The organism is Paracoccus marinaquae (assembly GCF_018860165.1).
Taxonomy (GTDB): Bacteria; Pseudomonadota; Alphaproteobacteria; order Rhodobacterales; family Rhodobacteraceae; genus Paracoccus; species Paracoccus marinaquae.
On sequence record NZ_JAHKNG010000089.1, the window covers coordinates 1 to 3,407 of the forward strand.

3 protein-coding genes are annotated in these 3,407 nt (G+C 52.6%); 1 reads left to right on the plus strand and 2 read right to left on the minus strand.

The window, feature by feature from the left end; genetic code table 11:
• A partial coding sequence (locus tag KNW02_RS20130) for a P-loop NTPase (RefSeq protein ID WP_216034968.1) occupies window positions 1–2,747 on the plus strand: 2,747 nt, incomplete at its 5' end.
• A 53-nt stretch (window positions 2,748–2,800) separates the two neighbouring features.
• Here the strand turns inward: KNW02_RS20130 and KNW02_RS20135 are convergent.
• Together KNW02_RS20135 and KNW02_RS20140 are read right to left on the minus strand one after the other, a co-directional pair.
• Entirely contained in the window at window positions 2,801–2,992 is a 192-nt protein-coding gene (locus KNW02_RS20135; protein ID WP_252734156.1) for a hypothetical protein, read from the minus strand.
• A 1-nt stretch (window position 2,993) separates the two neighbouring features.
• Complete coding sequence (locus KNW02_RS20140) at window positions 2,994–3,386, minus strand: S24 family peptidase (RefSeq protein WP_256447779.1); 393 nt, start codon at window positions 3,384–3,386, stop codon at window positions 2,994–2,996.
• Window positions 3,387–3,407: the final 21 nt, after the last annotated feature.

The window sequence follows — 3,407 nt, forward strand, 5'->3', positions numbered from 1 at the left end:
TAGAGCCGCCCAATTGGACGCCCATTTTGCCGTCTACTTCCAAAATCCAAACCCTCCGTCACGCCCATGCGCGCAGAATGGCCGGATCAAGTCGCAAATGGCAGGAGGGGGTCGGCGTAGCACTTACACTAGTTCTATCACATGAGCACTATCATAGATTAAAGGCTAATCGCACAACTCTTCTTGAGCGCCTCAAGCATTGGGCCCAACATTCTGTAATCATTTTTGTTGGATATCGGCTCGCCGATGCTCATATTCGTTCGTTGATATACGATATTGATCCTGGCAGGAGACCGCAGTGGTACATTGTGGCGCCAGGTGCCGATGAACACGATAGGAAGTTCTGGCTAACAAAGAACGTCGAAATCATACCTGAAAAGTTCGGCGGCTTCATGTCACTTCTTGAAAGGCAAATTCCAGCATTGTTTAGGAGTTTGCCGCCCCGAACGCCGCACGAAAGTGATCCTGTTCGAAAATTCTTTCGAACTAACTCTGCGGGATCTGACAGATTGGTCCAATCGCTGGCAACTGATCTGGAGCTTATCCATTCTGGTATTTCCTTCGAGGAGGTCCCTCCATCTCTCTTTTATTCCGGCTACGATAACGGATGGTGCGGAATAGTTAGAAAATACGATTTTCAAAGGAAATCAGGGGAAAAGATATTGTATGATGCTCTCGATGGCGCATCCATTACTGGTCAGAATTTTCTACTTCTCCATGGGCATGGTGGTTCTGGAAAGACTGTTTCACTGCGCCGTGCGGCTTATGATGCAGCGAGCGCGCTAGATGAGCCAGTCTTATGGCTAAAAGAAGCCGGGGCTCTTCATCCAGAGGTATTTGAAGAGCTGTATGATCTGACAGGTCTTCGGTGGGTTCTTTTCGTCGATCATGTTGCCTTGCACGCCGAGGCTGTGAGGCACCTGCTGGATCGAATGAAATCGAAGTCAATTCCGATCACAATTGTGGCTTCTGAACGCGAGTCGGATTGGTCAACGTACTGTGACAAGCTTGAGAGATCGCATCCGCCGGAGATCTATTGGTTGCGTGGTCTGAACGAGCGTGAAGCGGGAGATCTGGTTGACCTTCTGGATCGTCATGAATGCCTAGGCATGCTGCAAGCGAAGCCCAGGCAAGAACGTATCGCTGCCTTCTTGGACCAAGATAGATCTGACAGACAACTACTGGTTGCCCTGCACGAACTTACTCGTGGGAAGCCTTTTGAGGACATCGTTCAAGAAGAGTACCAGAGAGTTCAGCCTGATATTGCAAGGCGTCTTTATCTCGACGTAGCTACCATGCACCAGTTCCGGGTAACCGCACGAGCGGGTGCGATCTCCCGGATCAGTGGGATTAGGTTCGAAGACTTTCAGGAGCGTTTTTTCGCGCCGCTTCGGGGGATGGTTCGTGTTATCCGAGACAGATACACGGGGGACCATGGTTATGAAACGCGCCACAGTAGGGTGGCCAGCATTGTCTTTGGTACAAGCTGCCCGACGGATTCGGAAAAGTCACACCAGTTCGCACGAATTATAACTGGGCTGGACGCCGGCTACTCGTCCGACAAGATGATCCTGGAAGGAATATGCAAGGGACGGACGCTGTCGTCCATGTTTTCTGACGTTGAGCATGGCAGGGAGATCTTTATTGCTGCCTTCGATGCGGCGCCCCGCTCTGCATTTCTATATCAGCAAGGAGCAATTTTTGAATACACCCATCCTAGTGGCTGCTTGGATCGGGCGCAGGAGCTTGCAGAAATGGCTCGCTCGATTGATGACAACAACCACATCTACATTCACACGCTTGCTGAAGTTGCGAGACGAAAGGCAAATAACGCCGATTCGCCAATCAGGGCCGATCAGCTTAGAGCTCAAGCGCGCACTTATCTCAACGAGATTTGGATTAAGAATGATGCGCGGAAGGACCTCACCTTTTGCAATCTCCTAATTGATGAGGCCCTCGATCATCTTAAGATTATGAGCGAAGAGTCAAAAGACTTCGAGGTCATTGAGTTTGATTCTAAAGTTGACGCAGCAGTGGACCGGCTCAAGAGGGCGCAACAAGATCATCCAAGTGAAGCAGAGTTTTCAGCGGCCGAGGCTAGGCTTTGGCAGAAGTTGGGCGAGAGTGAATTAGCAGAATCTTCGCTGGAGAAAGCTATTAGGGCGAGGCCCCGAAACTCAGGTGTTTTCGTTCGACTCGCCCGTATAAAGATCAAGAAAGCTGGGTTGGAGCAGGGAATTGTCACTTTGAAAGAGGGGCTAGAAAAATTTCCAAGTGACAAGGCGCTTCACTTCGAGTTGGCGAAAGTCCACCTTGCATCGGATGAGGTTGATGCATCAATCGCTCAATACTGTTTGCGCTCAAGCTTTTCTGCGGAAGACCATAACTTTGACGCACGTTTCCTCCTGGCGGAATTCTTATTCTGGCAGGGAGAAGTTGATGAGGCCAAGTCGCTCTTTGACACCATCGATAAACGTGCTCCGGAAGGTTTTCGGTCAAGCGCGCCATCGGCAAACGACGTTGTGACGGATAAACTTGGACAATTTGCGGGCACTGTGCAGAGCCGCAAAGAGCGTTTCTTCTTTATCCGCTTTGGTGGTTACCCGGTTGCTGTCTTTGCTCATATGTCGTCCCTACGAGAATCCGAATACGAGGATCTACGAGAAGGTCAGCCGGTCAAGTTCCGATTGCGTTTCAATCGAAAGGGTCCAGTTGCTTACGATGTCAGAATTGCGTCTTCCATGTAGTGTGGGGCGAAGTTAAGCTCGTTCAGCACCTTGTTGACGGCGAAGAGGTCCGCCTAGGTGTGGCCGGGCCAGTCGAACTCGGCCGCGGCCCAGTGCACGAAGACCCGCTTGATCGCCTTGGAGGGCGTCAGGGGGATGCCGCCATGATCTCCAATCCAGGCGAAGGTCTTCTCCACCCTGCGCGCCAGCGGCGAGAAAGCCACCGCCGGATCGGCATCATCATTGATCTCCCAAAACGCGATCACCTCAGATCTCCCGCGCGAACCAACGGATGCGGCCGACGATGTGGATCTCATCGGCCGTTCTTTCATATTCGGGGTAGTGCTTGTTGTCGGAGATGACGCGCACTGCGGGTGGATCGCTGTTCGGGATGTGCTCGAGCCGCTTGGCGACCAGCCCCATCCCGTCATCCAGCACGAAGATGCCGGGCGGGTTCGGCGCCCGGCGGGTCATGTCGACCAGCACCGCGTCGCCGCTCAGCAGCGTCGGCGCCATGCTGTCGCCCTCCACGTGCATGATGCGCAGTTGAGACGGGCTGGCTGTTGATTGCCACTGAGAATTGACCCGGCAACCGCCAAAATTGTCATTGAGAATTGACCCATGTGCAACCCTGCCTCGGCTTGAAGCAGCTGGAGGCATACGGAGTGATCGACATGGGAT

Coding starts and splice junctions, on each gene's coding strand:
- KNW02_RS20140 (WP_256447779.1), bottom strand. CDS start 3,386: ATGCCTCCAGCTGCTTCAAGCCGAGGCAGGGTTGCACATGGGTCAATT.